This window comes from Pseudomonas muyukensis (assembly GCF_019139535.1).
GTDB classification, from domain to species: Bacteria; Pseudomonadota; Gammaproteobacteria; order Pseudomonadales; family Pseudomonadaceae; genus Aquipseudomonas; species Aquipseudomonas muyukensis.
The window spans coordinates 4,366,673-4,382,551 of record NZ_CP077073.1; the positions used below are offsets into that span (position 1 = coordinate 4,366,673).

General features: G+C 62.3%; 17 protein-coding genes. 10 read left to right on the forward strand and 7 right to left on the reverse strand.

Features of this window, described 5'->3' with window-relative positions; translation table 11 throughout:
• The first annotated feature begins 39 nt into the window (after positions 1–39).
• The 4 genes from KSS95_RS19190 (at position 40) to KSS95_RS19205 (ending at position 2,592) form a co-directional block, all read left to right on the forward strand.
• Positions 40–969, forward strand: a complete 930-nt coding sequence (locus KSS95_RS19190) for a DUF4238 domain-containing protein (RefSeq protein ID WP_217848735.1) — start codon at positions 40–42, stop codon at positions 967–969.
• A 316-nt stretch (positions 970–1,285) separates the two neighbouring features.
• Positions 1,286–1,531 (forward strand): hypothetical protein, encoded by a 246-nt coding sequence (locus KSS95_RS19195; protein ID WP_011534689.1) that lies wholly within the window; start codon positions 1,286–1,288, stop codon positions 1,529–1,531.
• A gap of 141 nt (positions 1,532–1,672) precedes the next feature.
• Complete coding sequence (locus KSS95_RS19200) at positions 1,673–1,942, forward strand: DUF3077 domain-containing protein (protein WP_062363628.1); 270 nt, start codon at positions 1,673–1,675, stop codon at positions 1,940–1,942.
• Positions 1,943–2,118: 176 nt separating this feature from the next.
• A complete protein-coding gene (locus KSS95_RS19205; protein WP_217848737.1) occupies positions 2,119–2,592 on the forward strand; it encodes a GNAT family N-acetyltransferase in 474 nt (157 codons plus the stop codon).
• Positions 2,593–2,663: 71 nt separating this feature from the next.
• Here KSS95_RS19205 and KSS95_RS19210 read toward each other — a convergent pair whose 3' ends face one another.
• Complete coding sequence (locus KSS95_RS19210) at positions 2,664–3,530, reverse strand: contractile injection system protein, VgrG/Pvc8 family (RefSeq protein ID WP_217848739.1); 867 nt, start codon at positions 3,528–3,530, stop codon at positions 2,664–2,666.
• A 187-nt stretch (positions 3,531–3,717) separates the two neighbouring features.
• Positions 3,718–4,821: a polyamine ABC transporter substrate-binding protein gene (locus KSS95_RS19215; protein ID WP_217848740.1), complete on the reverse strand. Its 1,104-nt coding sequence runs from the start codon at positions 4,819–4,821 to the stop codon at positions 3,718–3,720.
• A 138-nt stretch (positions 4,822–4,959) separates the two neighbouring features.
• Here KSS95_RS19215 and KSS95_RS19220 point away from each other — a divergent pair, with 138 nt between their 5' ends.
• Positions 4,960–5,751: a helix-turn-helix domain-containing protein gene (locus KSS95_RS19220; RefSeq protein ID WP_217848742.1), complete on the forward strand. Its 792-nt coding sequence runs from the start codon at positions 4,960–4,962 to the stop codon at positions 5,749–5,751.
• Between the two features lie 2 nt (positions 5,752–5,753).
• Here the strand turns inward: KSS95_RS19220 and KSS95_RS19225 are convergent, their stop codons facing one another.
• The 3 genes from KSS95_RS19225 to KSS95_RS19235 all read right to left on the reverse strand — a co-directional run bounded on the left by KSS95_RS19225 (position 5,754) and on the right by KSS95_RS19235 (position 7,831).
• A complete protein-coding gene (locus tag KSS95_RS19225) occupies positions 5,754–6,917 on the reverse strand; it encodes an AAA family ATPase (RefSeq protein WP_217848744.1) in 1,164 nt (387 codons plus the stop codon).
• 90 nt (positions 6,918–7,007) lie between these two features.
• Positions 7,008–7,439 carry an MAPEG family protein gene (locus tag KSS95_RS19230; RefSeq protein WP_217848746.1) on the reverse strand — a complete coding sequence of 144 codons (432 nt, stop codon included), beginning with the start codon at positions 7,437–7,439 and terminating at the stop codon, positions 7,008–7,010.
• Positions 7,436–7,831: a DUF2834 domain-containing protein gene (locus tag KSS95_RS19235; protein WP_437179560.1), complete on the reverse strand. Its 396-nt coding sequence runs from the start codon at positions 7,829–7,831 to the stop codon at positions 7,436–7,438. The genes KSS95_RS19230 and KSS95_RS19235 overlap by 4 nt, the downstream gene beginning before the upstream one ends.
• A gap of 184 nt (positions 7,832–8,015) precedes the next feature.
• Between KSS95_RS19235 and KSS95_RS19240 the strand changes: the two genes are divergently transcribed.
• The 4 genes from KSS95_RS19240 to KSS95_RS19255 all read left to right on the forward strand — a co-directional run bounded on the left by KSS95_RS19240 (position 8,016) and on the right by KSS95_RS19255 (position 11,090).
• Positions 8,016–8,849 (forward strand): hypothetical protein, encoded by an 834-nt coding sequence (locus KSS95_RS19240; protein WP_217848748.1) that lies wholly within the window; start codon positions 8,016–8,018, stop codon positions 8,847–8,849.
• Positions 8,850–8,956: 107 nt separating this feature from the next.
• Positions 8,957–9,397, forward strand: coding sequence for a hypothetical protein (locus tag KSS95_RS19245; protein WP_217848750.1), 441 nt, complete (start codon positions 8,957–8,959; stop codon positions 9,395–9,397).
• A 20-nt stretch (positions 9,398–9,417) separates the two neighbouring features.
• Positions 9,418–10,248, forward strand: a complete 831-nt coding sequence (locus tag KSS95_RS19250; RefSeq protein WP_217848752.1) for a helix-turn-helix domain-containing protein — start codon at positions 9,418–9,420, stop codon at positions 10,246–10,248.
• A gap of 35 nt (positions 10,249–10,283) precedes the next feature.
• Positions 10,284–11,090 (forward strand): hypothetical protein, encoded by an 807-nt coding sequence (locus tag KSS95_RS19255; RefSeq protein WP_217848754.1) that lies wholly within the window; start codon positions 10,284–10,286, stop codon positions 11,088–11,090.
• 68 nt (positions 11,091–11,158) lie between these two features.
• Here KSS95_RS19255 and KSS95_RS19260 read toward each other — a convergent pair whose 3' ends face one another.
• Both KSS95_RS19260 and KSS95_RS19265 read right to left on the reverse strand, forming a co-directional pair.
• Entirely contained in the window at positions 11,159–13,351 is a 2,193-nt protein-coding gene (locus KSS95_RS19260) for a TonB-dependent receptor (protein WP_217848757.1), read from the reverse strand.
• A gap of 149 nt (positions 13,352–13,500) precedes the next feature.
• Positions 13,501–14,415, reverse strand: coding sequence for a LysR family transcriptional regulator (locus KSS95_RS19265; protein WP_217848759.1), 915 nt, complete (start codon positions 14,413–14,415; stop codon positions 13,501–13,503).
• A 145-nt stretch (positions 14,416–14,560) separates the two neighbouring features.
• On the opposite strand from KSS95_RS19265, the gene lysA reads away from it, so the two are divergent.
• Positions 14,561–15,796 carry a diaminopimelate decarboxylase gene (gene lysA, locus KSS95_RS19270; RefSeq protein ID WP_217848760.1) on the forward strand — a complete coding sequence of 412 codons (1,236 nt, stop codon included), beginning with the start codon at positions 14,561–14,563 and terminating at the stop codon, positions 15,794–15,796.
• Positions 15,797–15,879 lie beyond the last annotated feature (83 nt).

Genomic DNA, 15,879 nt, shown 5'->3' on the forward strand with positions numbered 1-15,879 from the left:
TCGAAATTAGCGTCAAGCACTCAATGCTAGGAGAGCACAATGACTGCAAGACAGCATCACTTTCTTTCACAATGCTACCTTCGAGGGTTCACAAATAATGGCAGCAAAAACTCTAAGCTGACAGTTATAGACCTCTCCCAGAAAAAGCATTTTGAAACTACACCTAGAAATGTTGGCGGAGTACGTGACTTCAACCGAATTGACATTGAGGGCGTGGATCAGAACATTATTGAAAACTCCCTGGCAGACTTTGAAAGCGATGCAGCAATATCATTAAAATCTGTCATCGAAGGAGCAAACTTTACTGGAAAAGAAAAAGACACCATTCTTACGCTCATTGGCTTGCTAGCTATACGATCCCCACAGATGCGTGAAAATATGCGTCAGTTCCAAGCTGAAATAGCTGAACGCTTTATGAGCATATCTTTGGCAACCAGAGAGAACTGGGAGTCTCAAATTGAGCAAGTGCGGAAAAGTGGGGGCGCACTGTCTGATAATGTAACATATGAAGACATGGTGCGATTTCACAACGAAAAACCTTACACCATCGAAGTAACTAGAGAACACCATATCCGAGTAGAGATGGAAATGTTGCAACCCGTCGTCTCTTTGCTTATGAAGCGTGACTGGTCTTTAATTAGAGCAGACTCCGACTCAGGAGCGATAATCACCACCGACCGACCAGTCCTCCTTGACTACTATGAGCCGGACAAAGTACCACCCTTCTTCCGAAACTCTCCAGGTTTCGGCCTAAAGAACACATTCATATACTTTCCGATCGCCAAAAACGTTTCGCTTCTTGGTAAGTTTTCCGACGAGTCAAAAAGTCTTCAAGCTGACCGAAAACTTATTGCCACTCTAAATGCAAGAATGGTGTATTCAGCGAACAAGCAAATTTATGCTCCAAACCTCGACTTCCCGCTGATCGGGCGCGAAGGTAAAATCGTATCCGGAAAAGTCTTACTATGACCTATCCTCTACGAGAAAACTCAGATTTAGCCTATTCCTTGTAGTCCATTTCCCAAATACACTCCTGCCGCTTTTTTTCCGTTGCGGTCGCCCTGGTGGGGCTCTAGTCTCGGCCTATCGTTGCACATCAACGATACAGCTTTGACAGGCTGTGACGGCAAATTGCACGCAGCTCAACCTTTATGGCAGCTGTACGTGCGGGCACGCTTGCGTGCGCCGGAACTTTGCAATTTCCGCCGGTCTGTCAACCCACGTACAGCTGCCACCCTACTGTTTGACAGCAGGCAGGTGGCGGCACCGCCAAAGGGAAATTGTTATGTTAAAGATCGTCCCCGATCCACCCCACAACCACCACTCCCTCGAAGACACCATCATCCAAGCCACCGAGTACGCCCTGTGCGCGCAGACCGTGGCGCATCAGGCTGTTCTGCTGCATCCCAAGTCGCCCGTGTCGATCCTGGTCATGGCCGCGATGCATGAAATGGAGGCGCTGCGGGTGCTGCTCGAGTCGGCGTTGATTCAGGTGCAGATGCCGCAGGTGGAGCCTCGGACGTTGCATTAAGCCGGTATGTCGTGAGTTGCCTGGGCGGGCCCTGTTCGCCGGCAAGGCCGGCTCCTACCTGGGGCGCGACTCGCCTGTAGGAGCCGGCGTTGCCGGCGAATGGGCCCGGCCAGGCATCGAGGATTTCAGGGAGATTGAGCCATGAGCACAGACGACACCACGCCCCACACCACGGTGGGCAAGACCAAGTTCTACCAGGGTGAAGGGCATACCGACCCGCTGTTCTGCATCGAACCCGGCATCCCTTGCCAGCACGCACGGGAACAGGCGTCAGAGTTGATGGGCTGCGTGTGCGACCTGACTATCACCGGGATCATGGAGGAAAAGCCTCAGCTGATCTGGGCGTCGTATTACCTGAGCGCGCTGGCCAAGGCGCTGATGGATGATGCAGAGTTGGGGATGAAGCACTGACTTCACAGGTAAACGCGGGCCCTGTGGGAGCGGCCTTGTGTCGCGAAAGGGGTGCGTAGCAGCCCCGGCAATCTTCGCAACACATCAGAAACCAGGGGCCGCTTTGCGGCCCTTTCGCGACACAAGGCCGCTCCCACAAGGGTTATGTGGTAGCGCTATCAATTCGGGATACGTCCATGGAATGTCATGTCCGCCGCCCCAAACGCGAAGACGCGGAAGCCATCAGCCGCCTCGTGATCGCGGCACTGCGCGAATCCAACTCGCAGGATTACCCGGCCGAGGTGATCGCCCGGGTAGAACAGAGCTTCGCACCTGCGGCGGTCAGTGCATTGCTCGATAGCCGAGTGGTTTTCGTGGCGGTCAAGCAGAACGATCTGCTGGGGACGGCAAGCCTCGATGGCGACGTTGTCAGGACAGTGTTTGTCGCGCCCACCCACCATGGGACAGGTATTGGCAGACTACTGATGGAAACCATCCATACAGCGGCGCTCAGGGCGGGGATCACTGCGTTGCGCGTACCTTCGTCCATTACTGCCGAAGGGTTCTACGCACGCTTGGGTTATCAGAAGCTGCGTGACGAATTCCATGGTGGGGAGCGCACCATCATCATGGAAAAATCCGGTCTATCCCAGCAGGGCGCACCCACTTAGCAAGCACCCAACCCGTGGCGCCGCTGCCGCCCAAATCGCCCGCTTCGAGGCTGATCATCGCCCCAAGGCCGTCAACCACAACACAAGCATCCCGTCACCAACGGCTGGTCCGGATCATTATCGACAAAAGTAACCACCACCCCCATACCCACTTGCAATTGCGGGGTGGCGCACTGCCAATTGGCCGCCACCGGCAGCCAGCAACTGCTCTTGTCATCGAACCAGCCATCGGGGTCCCAGGGCAGCTGCACCTTGACCCTTGCCAGGCCCCTCTCCCCCCCGGCCACCTCATCCTCCAGCGCCAGGACCACGGCCGTCTGGCTACCCGCCACCTGGGGCTTGCGGTGCACCACTGGCGGACGGTAAAGCACGCCCCACGGCAGTACCGCCTGGCCATCGGCCAACACCAGCACATGGCCCTGGGCACTGTGCTGGAAATAAAAGCGAATGCCCTCTTCCTCGCACAAGCGCTGCACGAAGTGCAGGTCCGTTTCGTCGTACTGGGTGCAATAGTCGCGCTTGGGGTAGCTCGCGCTCAGCTCGAAGCGATAGGCGCCTCCCACTATGCCGTGCTCTTCCAGAATCAAGGCGACGATCTGCGGCACCGAAAACTGTTGGTAGATCCGCTGGTTGATGCGGTGGCGCAAGTAGGACAAGTGCGGCACCAAAATCATCCGATAGCGTGTCGAGCGCGGCCCCTGTTGCGCGATGTGGTAGACCCGACCATGGATACCCTTGCCGCTGGTATCGAAGGTCACGTACGCCTCAAGGTCAAAGAAGGGCTCCAGGTCCAGGTCCGGTCGCGAGCTGGCAAGCTCCACATTGAAGAAGTAAGGTCGGTTGACCCGCTCTTCCCCGGTGTAGCCGAGTACATGAAAGTCGTGCGCCGCACCGTCGATGGTCAAACGCATGGATGTCTTATGGGCTGGGCTGAACATCCGCTGTTCTCCTCCTGCATAAGATTGGAATGAGGCACGCGAAACCCTCGCCCCACCCGCTCAACAGCGCGGCGCCATAGGGCGATGCTTCACGGGGCGCTTCGGCCGGTGTGACGAAGGGCGCCTTGAGCCAAGGTGCTGCCCGAGCCTCACCGGCCTCGAGCAGCTGGCGACACCTCGGCTCAGCTCAAACGCCGCTCTTCACCTTGGTCCAGACCCGTGTGCGGATCCGTTCCAGCTTCAACGGCAGTGGCTCGAGCGGAATCAGCGTGGCAACCGTCTTCTTGTCGGGGTAGATCCACGGGTTGTCCCGCAGCGCCTGTTCGACGAACTGGGTGGCGTCCTTGTTGGCGTTGGGGTACAGCGTGTGGTTGGAGGTCTTGGCGATCACTTCCGGGCGCATCATGTAGTTGATGAACGCCATGCCTTCCTTGGGATGGGGCGCATCCTTGAGCAGCACCAGGTTTTCCGACCACACCAGCGCGCCTTCGCGCGGCAGGCTGTAGCTGATCCTGCGCCCGGTGTTGTTCTTGTCGTTGAGCGCCTGCGCGGCCAGGGCGCCGTTGGCCCAGCCCACCACCGCGCAGATATTGCCGTCGGCCATGTCGGCGTCGATGCGCGATGAGTCGAAATACAGCACGTAGGGGCGGATTTTCAGCAGCAGCGCTTGGGCCTTCTGGTAATCCGCCGGGTTAGTGCTGTTGCTGGGCAGGCCGAGGTAGTTCAGGGCAATCGAGATGATCTCGCTGGGCGAGTCGAGCATGGCCACGCCGCACGACTTCAGCTTGCTGATGTTCTCTTCCTTGAAGATCAGGTCCCAGCTGTCCACCGGCGCCTGGTCGCCCAGGGCCGCCTTGACCTTGTCGACGTCGTAGCCGATGCCCGTGGTGCCCCACAGGTAAGGCACCGCGTAGCGGTTGCCGGGGTCGTTGACCGCCAGCTGGGCGAGGATATCGGGGTCGATATGCGCGAGGTTGCCCAGTTGCTCGCGGTCCAGCGGTTGCAGCACGCCGGCCTGGATCAGGCTGGGCAGCACATTGGAGGTGGCCACCACCACGTCATAGCCGGTGCGCCCGGCCATCACCTTGCTCTGCATGATGTCGGCACTGTCGAAGGCATCCATGTGCACGCGGGTGCCGGTTTCCTGCTCGAAGGCCTTGGGGGTCTCTGGCGCGAGCAGCCCGAACCAGTTGTACAGGTGCATCCCCGGCTGTGCCGCGGCGGCCGTGGTGCTGATGGCCGCACCGAGCAGCGAAGCGGCAAAAAGGGTTCGCAAACGTGATCTTCTCATGCAACATCCTTATCCAAACCATGTATCTTCTGGCCCTTCCTGAGCCCAGACAGCGACTATACCGGGCATGCCCGCAGAGTAAATACCCAAGAATACTTAGCCTTGACCTGCGATTCCCTAACCCAAAAGGGGTAGAAAATGCCGTTCGACCTACATGGACTGGCCTGGCACCGATCGATCGGCAAACTCATCCTGCAACTGGACCGCCCCGCATTCTGGAGTTCGCTGGTGCGGGTGTTGAACGAGTACGTGCAGATCGACAACTGGGTGGTGCTGATCTTCAGCCACCAGCAAGTGGAGGTGGTGAGCTTTCCCGAAGTGGCGGATGCGCAAGAGGTCGACGCGCTGATTCATCGCTATGTGAAGGGGCTGTACCTGCTCGACCCGTTCTACATCGCCAACCGCGAGCACCCGCAGAGCGGCTTTTTCCACCTGCTGGATATCGCCCCGGAATACTTTCTCGACACCGAGTACTACCACCAGTACTTCGCCCAATATATTTCCACCGACGAAGCGCAGTACAACGTCCAGCTCGACGCCGACAGGACGTTGTGCATTTCCATTGGCAGCAAGACGCGCTTCAGCCAGGAGCAGATCACCGTGCTCGACCTGATCAAGCCCTGGGTCACCGCGCTCATGCGCCAGCGCATGAACTTTGAAGTCGATGGCGAGAAAAACCTCGGTGAACCGCCGCCCTGGCAAGCAACGCTCGCCCAGCTCGGCACCCAGATCACCACCCGCGAAAGCGATGTGCTGCGCTTGTTGCTCAGTGGTTTTTCCAACAAGGAAATTGCCGGCAAGCTGTCACTGTCCACGGAAACCATCAAGGTCCACCGGCGCAACCTCTACGCGAAGTTGAACATCAAGTCGCAATCCGAGCTGTTTGCCCGCTTCTTCATGGCCAGGCAGGACACGCACCCGGCCAGTTGACCTCAGCGCTTGCCCAGCAGGGCCTGGCGCTCGCGCCAGATCTCCTGCACGAACGGATCGGTGACACCGTACAGGCCATGCCCGCGGCGGATGATCAGGTTGGCGGCCAGCAAGTCATTGGCCACCGGCTGCACCTCCTCCACGCGCACCTCGCGCCCGACGTATGTCGAATACTCCCCCGCCGCCTCGCTGGAGAACACCCCGCGGGTCTCGCCGTCTACCGAGGCGATGCGGGCGAAGATGGCCTGGGCCAGCACCCCCAGCTCCTCGACCTTCATCAGCTCCAGGTCCGCCGCCGCCGACCGCAGGGTGGCCGCGATCACCGGCAGCACCAGGTCCGCGCCGGCGCTCAGGCTTGGCGAATGGACCAACTGGCGCAGGGCACGGATGAATTCCTCGGGCCGGCTGCCCAGGGTGGCGAACGCCTCGCTGGCCACTGCCAGCGACGGCAGGTTATCCAGGCCGTCGGCCGCAAGCCGATCGAGCCAGAACGCGACATAGTCCTCGCCCAGCACCGGGTAGGCCACGTTGGTCGCGCCGGCGAACGCCTGGTTACGCCGGGCGGTCAGTTCGTTGACCATCGCCCGGTGCGAGCCGGTGCCGATGAACAGGAAATGCCCCGCCGGGGCTGGCCGTGGGTTGATGGCGTCGCGCGCGGCCTTGAGCGCCAGCATCATCTGCTGGCCGTCCTCGGTGGTGATGGCGTGCTGCACTTCGTCGACGATCAGCACCACATTGGCCTTGGCCTGGTCCACCACCTCGCCCAACGCCTGGGCCAGCGTCACGCCGCCCGCCTCGCCCAGGGTGTCGAGGTTGAAACCGAACTTGAAGCCAGCCAGCTCCACCTCGGCGCCACGCAGCGCCCGCAGCCGCTGCATGAACGACGAGGCCGGTGTCTGCAGCTCGTGCAGGGCCTTGCGCACGGCGGCGAGCACCAGCCGCACCGGGCTGGCCTGGGTGTCGCTCCACAGATCGACGTAGATCACCAGCGCGCCCTTGGCTTCCAACGCAGGGATCAGGTCGTTCTTGAGGAAGGTGGTCTTGCCCGTACGCCGCAGGCCAGACAGAAACAACCCTGAGCGCAGGCCGATATCCAGCGCCGACGGCTCAAGCAGCTGCCGGGCCATGTCAGCGGCCAGTTCAGGGCGCAGGAAGATGTCGACCATTGGATTATCCTGAATTATTAACCAGCCATAATTATTGGCCTGTAATAATTCCCTGTAAAGTTGCGACTGCCACATCACCGCGCTGAGCGCTCAGGCTCCTGTACACACTTGCACGATGATCCACCCCGCCAACCCGAGCAGACACAGAACGCCCACGCCATAACTCAGGGTACGCCACGGTTGCAGTTGCGCCAGGTAGGTCACTGTGTGCAACACCCTGGCCAGGGTAAACAGCCCGCCTACCCCTGCCATCAACGCGGCAGGCGCCTCGAGCGCAACCGCGAGCCCACCCAATGTCATGAACAAGGGAATGTTCTCCAGGTCGTTACGCCACGCCTGCATGGCCCGCAGCACTTCTGGCCGCTCTTGTTGCTGCGCAGGGCGCTTGAACACCGCTGCATCCTCCGGGTTCATGAACGCCAGGTGGCGCAGCCGGTAATAACCTTGGTAGCAGGAGATCGCCAGCATCTTCAGGCACAGCACCACCGCCAGGCTGGCATAGACCGCCAAGACCGCGCTCATGCTGCAGGCCTCGACATGCTGCCCTTGATCACGATGTACAACAGTGGCCCTATCGACACGAACACCAGCGTGAGCAGCAAATACGGCAGCACGCCACGCAACCGTCCCCCGCGCGCGCGATGGTCATTCAGCATCCAGAGGCATGCCAGCGCCGCCATGATGTACAGGTCGATAACGACCTGCGCCGTGTCGGGTCGGGCCAACAGCTCCACCCCGAAGGCGATGAGCGACTGTTCTGCGCTTGCCAGGGTCCAGCCGGTGTACAGCGCGAAAACGACCAGCACCAACAACACCGGCCATCTGCCAGACAAGGGGCGTGGCGGCAGTTGCTGCGTCGGCCAGGGTGCAGGACGCGTGTTGCTGCTTGCAGGGTCGTGCGGGCCATTGCTCATCGTGCGCTCCTTGGCTGATTCGTCCCACACGGTAGTGATAGAGTCTTCCCCGCCTCAATGACCTCACAGGTCATGACGCCTCGGTCGAAGCACGACAGCCCGAAGCACAACCCGTCTCCCTTTCCATCTTACCGCCCACTGCTGGCGGTATCCCCGGCGCAGGTACGCGCCCGGAGTGACGACAATGAAGTTCAAGCAAGCCAACAACCTACCGACCGCCTTCCTGTCAGACAGCGAGGCAAGGCACTACATCGAGGCCCGTTCCCAGTATCAGTACCCAAAGGCTTACCTTGAAAAAGCCAGTGCGCAGCAACATGACATCGCGCTGTCCGGTACGCTGTTCGGTCGATTCGTCGTATGCCCCGCGTCGAACACGGACCTGTCATTGGATGACTACCATCACCAACTGCTGAACGCTAATGACCCAGCAGACCGCTTGCTCGGGCTTGCCTCCGTCATTTACTGGGGCTACTTCACCTTTGGTGATGCGTATGCGCGTAATAGAGTCGACTGGTTCATCAATGGCCATCAGGCTCAACCGCCCACCACCGCGTCTTTGGCCCATGCCCACACCACCCGCGCCTTGCATCATCTCACGACGCTGAACATGGCTCAGGCGCTGCATGCCCTGAACGGACTCAGTCAACTGAGCAGAACACCCTTTGCCTCGAAGGTGATCGCATTCATGGCACCATCAGTGGCCGGGATCTACGACAACCGCATCGCCACAGGGCTTGCCTCAGCGTCTTGGGCAAGCGGCCTGTCGAGCGGCATCGGCCAGATCCATTCATCGCGGGTGCAGCACTGTTATCAGTCCTGGTGTCTGTACCTCAGCCAGGTGGCATCGCACCTGAACCTGGGCATTGGGCTGGGCAAACCTTGGCAGTGGTCCTGTGGCAAAGACCAGGGTCAAGCGTGGCGAGCGCTGGATGTAGAGCGCGCATTCTTCGCACTCTATGGCATGGGTGATCGGCGAAACCCTGAAAACCCGCACTCTGCGCTGGAGCGTCCGGAGTAAGTGCGCCAGCGACCGATACTGAATGGACAGCCCAAGCCCATCGGCGCTATGGTTGCCGCGCCACTATCCCCCTCAATGCCAATCGCAACGTACAGGGAGCAGCACGCATGTGGGTACTCGGCAAAGGACAAAAACCGTTCCTTGAGCTTCTGCGCAACTTGTCCATCCAGTTCATCATCGCCGGTTTCATTGCCCTGCTGTCACACAAGGCCGGACAGGCCTTCGACACGCACAGAGGTGGCGATGGATGGGCGCTGGTATTTGTCCTGTTGGTGTTGAGCGCAATCCTCGTATTGGCCGTCATTGCCAACCTGAAGCCGTTCTTCACCGCGTTCATTCACGATGAAGCCGCCGGCTTTCACGCATACAAGACAAACTTGCCGGACCTGCCGCGCAGCGCACGGTACGGACGTTGCGCCCTGTTCCTCGTCAGGCATTGCAAGCTTGCCCTTTTCGAATCCGTGTTACTCGTGCTGGGGATCTATCTTGCGTCACTCGTCGGACTTTTCGTAGCCATCAACAGTGCCGCGAACGCCTTGGGCAAGTGAACATCAGCCGGTGTCAAAACATGACCCCTCTACCCTGCCCGTCCACCGCCAGCGCCGGTGATCATCTGCGCCGTTTGCGGCGCCAGGCCGGGCTCAGCCAGCTCGATCTGGGGCTGCTGGCCGGGGTGTCGCAACGCCATTTGAGCTGCGTGGAAACCGGCCGCGCCAAGGCCAGCCCGAGCACCCTGCACGCGCTGCTCAGCGCCCTGGATGTGCCGCTTGAGCACTGCAACAGCGTGTTCCTCGCCGCCGGCTATGCGCCGCGCTACGGCGCCAGCGCAGCGGATGCCCCAGCGCTGAAGATGGTGCATGACGCGCTCGGCCACCTGCTGCAGGCGAACAACCCGGCGCCGGCCATCGTGATCGACAGCCAATGGGACATCACCGCCGCCAATACCAGCGCCGGATTGCTGTTCGCCATGGCCGACGTGCCGCTGGACAACGCGCAGGGCCTCAACCTGCTGGACACCCTGCTGCGGCCCGACGGGCTGGGCAGCCACCTGATCAACGCCGCCGAGATACGCGCCATCGCCTGGCAACGGGCGGCCCGAGAAGCGCTGGACAACCCCGCCCTGGCGCAACGCCTGGAAAAACTGCCAGCCCCGCCCGCCCTGGAGCCAGGCGCGCCGCACTCACCGCTGGTGCTGACCCAGGTACGCACAGCCGCAGGCGAGTTGCGCTTCCTGTCCACCTTCACCACTTTCGGCATGCCGCAAGACATCACCGTGGCCTCGCTGCGCATCGAGCACCTGATCCCGGCGGACAGTGCAACCTGGCGGGCCATGACCAGCGCATACGAAGCCTGGATGACCAGCGATTCCACGCAAGTGAACCCGCGCCTTTCGCGGTAGAATCCGCCCTTTGCAACGCACCAGGGATGCCTCCGTTGACGCTCAAGCTTTCGACCCCGCTGTTCTTCTGCCTCACCCTCTGCGGCACGCTGCAGGCAGCCCCCAACGCAGAGGCCGAAGCGGCTTTCCAGCGCGCAGTGCTGGCGGCCGAGGCCAACGCCCAATGGGCAGAGCGCCTGATCGACCAGGAGCAGAAAGGCCAGCTCGACAAACAGACCACCACTGAGGCGCTGCGGGACATCGGGCAAAAGCACGATGCCGTCGAACAGGACTTACGCCAGGCCAGCGACGGCGGGCATGCCGTGGCCAGCTACTTGCTGGCGAACCTGCAGGAACGCAGCAAGCTCTGGCTGGCCGGGCAGTACACCGCCCGCCACGAGCAGGCCTGCAGCCTGTACCAACGTGCCGCCGAGCAGGGATTGCTGGCCGCCGCCGTGGCCGTGCTGCGAGACTGCGATAAGGCATCGCAGCGCTTCCAGTTCGATGACCCAACCCTGCAGCGCCAGCGCGAGCAACTGCGAACCACCCTCGAACACACCGACCCCTATGCCGAGCACTATCCGTTGCCTGCGCTGAAGTCCTTGTGCTTCAAGGAGATGAAAATGGTCGCGGCCGACCCTGGGCGGCCCCTGACCACCCTCGCCCAGGCCTTCGAGCCGGTACAGCTGGATCTGCGACAGTACCGCGCCGACGGCTATTACCTGCTCGCCGCCAAGGGCGACCCTAAGCAACCGGAGATTGGCCGCGGGCATTTCACGCAACTGCGCGCACTGGCCCCGGATTGCCTGGACCCCATTGGGTTGGCGTACATGTATGACGCCCAGAGGCAGAAGGCGCACTGACGCCAGAGCGTGCCAACCCCAAAATCGCAGGGGCCTGCTTTGCTGACAAAGCAGGCGCTACACGTGCCTCAAAAATCGATGGTGCCCGAGAACTTCACCAACCGCGGATCCCCCTGGGTCATGTAGCCACCATTGGCCGAGGCCCAATAGTTCTTGTCGGTGAGGTTCTCCACATTCACCCGCAGGGTCAGGTCCTTTTCGGCCACCTTCAGCTTGTAGCGGGCCCCGGCGTCGAAGCGATTCCAAGTCGGAAGGCTGAGGTTGTTGGCCGCGTCGACGAACTGCCCACCGGTGCGCAACATGCGCGCATTGAGCGCCAGGCCCGGCACGCCCGGGACATCCCAGTCCACGCTGGCGTTGAGCTGGAAGGTCGGCACGCCGATGGCGTGGTTGCCATCGTTGGCACCATTCAAGGTTTTCTTCTGCTCCGAGCTCATGCGGGTGCCACCGGCCATCAGGCGCAGGCCCTCGATGGGCTCGCCGAACACGCTCAGCTCGATGCCCTTGTTGACTTGCTCGCCGTCGCGGATGAACAGGTTGCCCAGGGTGTAGCCATCGGACGGTTTCTCGATGCGGAACACCGCCAGGTTGGCGCCGTAGCTCTGCTTGTCGAGCTTGATGCCGGCCTCGAGCTGCTTGGTGCGCCCTGGTGGGAACAGGGTGCCGGCATTCAAGGTGTTGGCCGGGGCGCTCGGGCCCTGGGCCAGGCCTTCGATACGGTTGGCGTACAGCGAAACGCTGTCGGTGGCCTTGAACACGATGCCGTAGACCGGCGTGGTTACCCCCTTGTCATAGGCCGGGCCATTGCGGCTGCCATCCTTGGAAGGGTTGCTGAGGCTTCTGGGGGTGGTGCCGTCGTAGAAATAGTTCTCCACGCGCAGCTGCTGGCGACGCACGCCATAGGTCAGCAACAAACGGTCGTCGAACAGGCCCAGCGTGTCGGAAATGGCGATGCTGCGATTGCGGGTCTTGCCGGTCACCCCGGGGTCGCCCATGTCACCGCCGGTCATGCTGACGTCGGTGGGCCGGGGTAGCTTGCCGGTGTTGTAGATGTTGGAGTTGCCAGCGGTCGAGCGATAGAAGACGTAGGCATTTTCTGCCTGGGTCCACAGGGTGTTGGCGCCCAGCGCGATCTGATGGCTGACAGGACCGGTCTGCAGCCGGCCGTTGAGCCCGGCGCTGAAGCTGGTGTTGTCCTCGCCATGGGCGATATCCGAACCACCGAGGGTGGCCTGGCCGCTGTTGCCCACCAGCACCGGCGTGCCGTAGGTGCCGTGCTCGCGGGTATGCCGGGCGCCGCCGGCCAGGTAGGCGGTCCAACTATCGCTCAGGTCCCATTCGCCACGGACCATGCCAAAAGTGTCTTCCGACTCGCTGTAGGTCCAGGCCTGGCCATAGTTGTGGCTGGCGTCCGGGGCGGTGGGCACCCGTGTGGCGCTGCCCGGGCGCACCGAGTTGCGCAGGTGGTTGATGCGCTGTTTCTGGTAGCCGAAGTCGGTGGATACGCGCACCCCGTCACCCCGGTAGTCCAGCCCGGCGACGAACAGCTTGGTGCGTTGGTCCTGGTCGTCGACGGCGGTTTCGCCCTCGCGCTGGCTGAGGTTCAGGCGCGCGCCGAAGCGGTTGTCCTCGCCGAAGCGCTGGCCGAGATCCAGGTGCTCGCCGATGCGCCCATCGCTGCTGATGTCCTGGGTGTAGCGGCGGGTCGGAGTATCGCCGGCGCGCTTGGGTTGCAGGTTGACGTTGCCGCCCAGGCCGCTACCGGTGGGACTGACGCCATTGAGAAAGGCATTGGGGCCCTTGAACACTTCGACCCGCTCCACCCCGTCGGTGGACATGATCTGCCGGGGCAGGATGCCGTACAGGCCGTTGAAGGCAATGTCATCGCCACTGAGCGGCAGGCCACGGATCACGAAGACCTTGGACTGGTTGCCGAAACCGAACGACTCACGCACCGACGGGTCGTTGGCCAGCACGTCGCCGATGTCCTCGGCCTGCTGGTCCTCGATCAGCTTGGAGGTGTAGCTGGTCATGGTGAACGGCACGTCCATGTAGTCCTGGTTGCCCAGCACGCCCATCTGGCCGCCGCGGGCGACCTGGCCACCGGCAAAGGCTTCGGGCACCGCGCTCGGCGTCGGCTTGATCGCGTCGGCGTTGACGTCGGTGGCCTCGAGCTGGATCGGTTCGGCGGCCTGGGCCATCAAGGTGACGGAACAGCAAAGCGCCAACAGGGCTGGGCGAGATGGGAAGCGGGGCGGCATGGCGGTGTCCTGGCGTTTTAGTAATTAAGAGGCAAGTAGCTAATGCTAATGCTTCTCAAATACTAATATCAATCCACGACACATCACTGTGCCAGCTTGGGGATGAACGGTGGGCCGGCCTGGCCGCAGGTGCGGGGCAGCTTGCGCCCTCAGCGCAGGGTCGCCAGGGCGGTTTCCATCGCCCGCGCCTGCTCGCGCAACGCCTGGCAGAACGGCTCGACCACCACCGACGCTGGGCGGTGCTCGGGCCGGATCAGCATCACCCGGTACGGCACCGACAGGCTCAGGCGGCGCATGGCCAAGCCGCCCTGCTGCGCCTCGAGCCCACTGAGCGGGTTGATGATCGCCACCCCCAGCCCCTGGCGAACCATGGCGCATACCGATGCCGCGCTGGTGGTCTCGATCACCGTGCGGCGGTTCACCCCGGCGGCGCGAAAGTGCTGGTCGAGCTGTTGTCGGTAGGTGTCGAGGCTGGCCAGGTTGATGAAGTCGACCTCGTGGAAGTCGTCCAGCGCGAGCACCGGCTTGGCCTGCAGCGGGTGCCCCTGGGGCAGCACGCAGACCATGTCGGCGCTGAACAGCAACTCGCCCATCGCCCCACGGGGCACCTGCTCGACTTCGGTCAGGCCCAGGTCATGCTGCTGGGCCACCAGCGATTCCTCCAACAACGGCGACTCCTGCGCGGTGATGCTCACGCTGACACCACGGTGCTGCTGGTGGAAGCGCTGGCAGGCCTTGGGCAGCAGGGTTTGCGAAAACAGCGGCAGGCCAGTGATGGCCAGCCGGCCCTGCTCGAAGTTGCGGATGGCCTGGGCGAAACGGTCGATGCGCTCGAGGCCGACGAAGGCACGTTCGACCTCCTCGATCAGCAGCAGGGCCTGGGCGGTGGGGACCAGGCGCCCGCCTTCGCGCTCGAACAGGGTCAGCCCGGTGACCTGCTCCATGCGCGCCAGCTCGCGGCTGACGGTGGGCTGGGAGGTGAACAGCAGGCGTGCGGCGCCAGTGACACTGCCGGCGGTGAGGATGGCGCGGAACACTTCGATGTGGCGAATGGACAGTTTCACGGTTGGCTCTGGGTTGTGGTGGCTAGGTCGGCGCTATAACGACTGGGCCTGCATATCAAATATGAATAGCAAGGCCAAGAATAGATATTTTTCTGGATTGCCTGCTTGCCTCACCATCGGTGCATCGCAAACAAGGAACAGCACCATGCCCACCCCTGCCCCGCTCCTGGCCCATGCCGTCCGCCAACACGGCTCGCCACTCTGGGTCTACGACGCACAGACCATCGGCCAACGCATCGATCAGCTCAAGCAGCACTTCGACACCGTGCGCTTCGCGCAGAAGGCCAACCCCAACCTGCACGTGCTGCGCCTGATCCGCGAACGTGGCCTGGTGCTCGACGCGGTATCCCTGGGAGAAATGGAGCGGGCCTTCGCCGCCGGGGCTTCGGTGGGCGGTGAGCCGGCAGGCGTGGTGCTGACCTGCGATGTGCTGGACCAGCCGACCCTGGCGCGGGTGGTCGAAAGCGGCATCGAAGTCAACGCCGGCTCCATCGACATGCTCCGCCAGTTGGGCGAGCGTTCGCCCGGCCATCGGGTGTGGCTGCGCATCAACCCCGGCTTCGGCCATGGCCACAGCCGCAAGACCAACACCGGTGGCGCAAACAGCAAGCACGGTATCTGGCACGCGCAACTGCCCGAGGCGCTGGCCTGCGTGCGCCAGTACGGCCTGCACCTGGTGGGCGTGCACATGCATATCGGCTCAGGGGTGGACTACCAGCACCTGGAGCAGGTCGCCAGCGCCATGGTCGAACTGATTGGCCAACTGGGCATGGACATCGAGGCGTTCTCCATCGGTGGAGGCTTGTCCACGCCGTACCGCGATGGCGACCAGCCGGTGGACCTGCAGCGCTATGCCCGCACCTGGGCGCTGGCGCGCACGGAAATCGAGGCGATGCTGGGTCACCCCGTGCGCATGGAGATCGAGCCGGGGCGCTACCTGGTGGCGGAATCAGGCTACCTGGTGGCCGAGGTGCGGGCGGTCAAGCAGATGGGCGACAAGCACTACGTGCTGGTCGACGCCGGCTTCAACGATCTGATGCGCCCGGCGATGTACGGCGCCTATCACCGCATGAGCCTGTGCGCCGCCGACGGCCAGGCGCTGGCAGGCCCGCTGCAAGCCACGGTGGTGGCCGGACCACTGTGCGAGTCGGGTGATGTGTTTACCCAGAACGACCAGGAGCTGACCCCGCAGCAACTGCCCCAGGCCAAGGTGGGTGACCTGCTGGTGATTCACGACGCCGGGGCCTATGGCGCCTCGATGTCGTCGAACTACAACAGCCGGCCGCTGCTGCCGGAGTTTCTGATCGAGCAGGACAAGCTGCGGATGATCCGCCGCCGCCAGAGCGTGCAGGAGCTGCTGGCCCTGGAGCTGGATATCTGACCCACAAACACACCGTTCCCCCTGTAGGAGCGGCCTTGCGTCGCGAAAGGGCCGCGCAGCGGCCCCGGCGATCTACGCGGCGC

Excerpts from the sequence above, each read along its gene's own strand:
- KSS95_RS19215 (WP_217848740.1), bottom strand. The coding sequence starts at position 4,821 with ATGAGAAGATCACGTTTGCGAACCCTTTTTGCCGCTTCGCTGCTCGGT.
- KSS95_RS19210 (WP_217848739.1), bottom strand. The coding sequence starts at position 3,530 with ATGTTCAGCCCAGCCCATAAGACATCCATGCGTTTGACCATCGACGGT.
- KSS95_RS19200 (WP_062363628.1), top strand. The coding sequence starts at position 1,673 with ATGAGCACAGACGACACCACGCCCCACACCACGGTGGGCAAGACCAAG.
- KSS95_RS19235 (WP_437179560.1), bottom strand. The coding sequence starts at position 7,831 with ATGAGCAATGGCCCGCACGACCCTGCAAGCAGCAACACGCGTCCTGCA.
- KSS95_RS19220 (WP_217848742.1), top strand. The coding sequence starts at position 4,960 with ATGCCGTTCGACCTACATGGACTGGCCTGGCACCGATCGATCGGCAAA.
- KSS95_RS19250 (WP_217848752.1), top strand. The coding sequence starts at position 9,418 with ATGACCCCTCTACCCTGCCCGTCCACCGCCAGCGCCGGTGATCATCTG.
- KSS95_RS19195 (WP_011534689.1), top strand. The coding sequence starts at position 1,286 with ATGTTAAAGATCGTCCCCGATCCACCCCACAACCACCACTCCCTCGAA.
- KSS95_RS19230 (WP_217848746.1), bottom strand. The coding sequence starts at position 7,439 with ATGAGCGCGGTCTTGGCGGTCTATGCCAGCCTGGCGGTGGTGCTGTGC.
- KSS95_RS19260 (WP_217848757.1), bottom strand. The coding sequence starts at position 13,351 with ATGCCGCCCCGCTTCCCATCTCGCCCAGCCCTGTTGGCGCTTTGCTGT.
- KSS95_RS19240 (WP_217848748.1), top strand. The coding sequence starts at position 8,016 with ATGAAGTTCAAGCAAGCCAACAACCTACCGACCGCCTTCCTGTCAGAC.
- KSS95_RS19245 (WP_217848750.1), top strand. The coding sequence starts at position 8,957 with ATGTGGGTACTCGGCAAAGGACAAAAACCGTTCCTTGAGCTTCTGCGC.
- KSS95_RS19205 (WP_217848737.1), top strand. The coding sequence starts at position 2,119 with ATGGAATGTCATGTCCGCCGCCCCAAACGCGAAGACGCGGAAGCCATC.
- lysA (WP_217848760.1), top strand. The coding sequence starts at position 14,561 with ATGCCCACCCCTGCCCCGCTCCTGGCCCATGCCGTCCGCCAACACGGC.
- KSS95_RS19225 (WP_217848744.1), bottom strand. The coding sequence starts at position 6,917 with ATGGTCGACATCTTCCTGCGCCCTGAACTGGCCGCTGACATGGCCCGG.
- KSS95_RS19190 (WP_217848735.1), top strand. The coding sequence starts at position 40 with ATGACTGCAAGACAGCATCACTTTCTTTCACAATGCTACCTTCGAGGG.